At 76.8% G+C, this 2,035-nt stretch carries 1 protein-coding gene and 1 pseudogene; both read right to left on the bottom strand.

Going from position 1 to position 2,035, the window contains the following annotated elements; all coding sequences use genetic code 11:
• Positions 1–1,360: pseudogene (locus tag AB0J68_RS31535) on the bottom strand (hypothetical protein); the annotation flags it as partial.
• Positions 1,361–1,703: 343 nt separating this feature from the next.
• Positions 1,704–1,841, bottom strand: a complete 138-nt coding sequence (locus AB0J68_RS31530; protein WP_007454215.1) for a hypothetical protein — start codon at positions 1,839–1,841, stop codon at positions 1,704–1,706.
• Positions 1,842–2,035 lie beyond the last annotated feature (194 nt).

The raw sequence follows: 2,035 nt of genomic DNA, 5'->3' as shown, positions 1-2,035 counted from the left end.
CCTCCTCGGCCCGGCCCCAGCCGGCCGGCTCGGCCTCGTACTGTGCGGCGGCTTCCGGGGCCTCCCGCTCGGCATACGCCGGCTGCTCGGGGATCGGGGGGTACTGCGTCGACGGCGCGTAGTCGGCCGGCGGGGCGGCGGCGAGGCTGGCGCCCGGCACGCGCTGCTCCTGCGGCGGTAGCGGCACCGCGTTGGCGGGTGAGATGCCGGGCGCGGGCGCCGGCTGGTAGGCCGGCGGCTCGTCGGCCCGGTCGGCGTCCCAGCCGCCTCGCGACTGGGCTTCCGCCTCGGCGCGGCCCCACACCTCGCCCGGCGCCCACGGCTGAACCTCCGCGACGCCGGGGTTGGCCTGCACCGGGTTGTCCGGGCCGGCGGCGGCCCAGCCGGGCGTCGCGTCGCTGCCGGGCACGCTGACGCTGGCCCGGGCGGCCGCAGGGCCGGCCTGCTCGGCCTGGGGCCAGGCGGTCGGTTCCGGACGCTCGGCCGGCTGGTCCTGGGGTGCGAGCACCCAGTCCGGCTGCTGCGGGCGGCCCTCGGCGGCACCCCAGGCGGCGGGCTGCGGGGCCTCTTCCTGCGCGGGCCAGTTCGCCGCCGGGACCTGGGCCGCGCCACGGGAGCCGGCCGACTCGGACTGCCCCCAGCCGGGGGACGGCTGCTCGGCCTGCCCGGCGGGCTGGCCCCAGGTCTGCGGGGCCTGCTCGGCTGGCGTCCAGACGGGCTGATCATCCCGTGCGGCGGCGGCGCCGACGGCCCAGCCACCGGACCCGGACGGGTCGTCCTGCGGGCCGGCTGCGCCGGATCGGCCGGCGGGCTGCGCCGGATCGGCGTGCCACTCACCGGCGGGCGGGCTGGTCTGCCCCGACCCAGCCCATCCGCCGGAGCGGGACGGGTCGTCCTGGGCGGCGGGCCACGCGGCGGTGGCCGGGGGCACCTGCGCGGCGCCCCGGGCGGCCGGCTGGGCCGGTGCCCAGTCGGGCTGCTCCGGGGAACCGGCGGCCCAGGCGGGCGCGGCCTGCTCGGGCGGCGTCCAGCCCTGCTGCGGGGGAGTCCATCCGGCGGGCTGCGCCTGCTCCGGCGCGGCACCGCCGGTGGCCCACGCGGGCTGCGCCGGGTCGCTGGACTGCGGTGCGGCGGCGGCACCCCAGGCGGGGTTCGGCTGCTGCTCGGACTGGGTCGCCCAGGCCGGGGCGGACGGGTTCGGCCGCGCGGGTGGCGGGGGCGCCCAGCCCATTTCGGGGCCGGTGGCGTTGTAGCCGTTGTCCGGCTGCGCCGGGCGGTCGCCGTACGGCGCCGGTCCGCCGGCGCCCGGTGACACCTCGTCCGGCTCCTGGCCGGGGCGGTGCGGGCCCTCGGACGTCATGGGTGCGCCTCCTCCATCACATGTCGGCCGCCGGTGCCGATCGGTCTCCTCGGCATGGCTGCCGGCGTCACCGGCGTACCGCCGTGCCGGCTCCCCGCACCGTATCCGGTGGCCGCACGAGGCGTCCAAGGAGCACCGGTCGTCACTCCCCGTCGCCGGGTGGTGTCGAGCAGCTTCTATCGGCTCGGCGTCGGCCGGGCCGGCGGGCGGCGACCGAAGCCCACCGTACCGGGCGCTGCGGCAGCACGGAATCCCGGTGTCAGGTGCTGGCGCAACGCCGATGGCCCATCCGGTGAGCCGGATGGGCCATCGGTCTGGAGGAGGTGAGGAATGTCGTGGAGCGTCAGCTCATGTGACGCTGGGCGATGACGAGGAGTTCCTCGCGAACGGCCGGCGAGTTGGCCGAGCGCAGCGCGTGCTCGATGGCACGGGCGCGGCGGTTGGCGTCGCGGTGGTTGCGGATTCGCTCGATCATGCTCATTTGGTGGGTCCTCCTGGCTATTCGGTTGTCGGCCCCTGATGCATCTATTCAACCGCAGAACTCGGCCAACTTCCATCGATTATTAGGTGAGCTGGGACACCTGCCTAACAATCAAAGGTCAAGGGGGCTTGTGGCCGACGGTTTCGTCGCTCAACGGACACGGCCGGTGTGCCGGGCGTTAACCCGTGGCACAC

Source organism: Micromonospora sp. NPDC049580, from assembly GCF_040675595.1.
Taxonomy (GTDB): Bacteria; Actinomycetota; Actinomycetes; order Mycobacteriales; family Micromonosporaceae; genus Micromonospora.
The sequence above is the reverse complement of the archived record's forward strand: the minus strand, read 5'-3'. Positions and strand labels throughout refer to the sequence as shown.

Coding starts and splice junctions, on each gene's coding strand:
- AB0J68_RS31530 (WP_007454215.1), bottom strand. CDS start 1,841: ATGAGCATGATCGAGCGAATCCGCAACCACCGCGACGCCAACCGCCGC.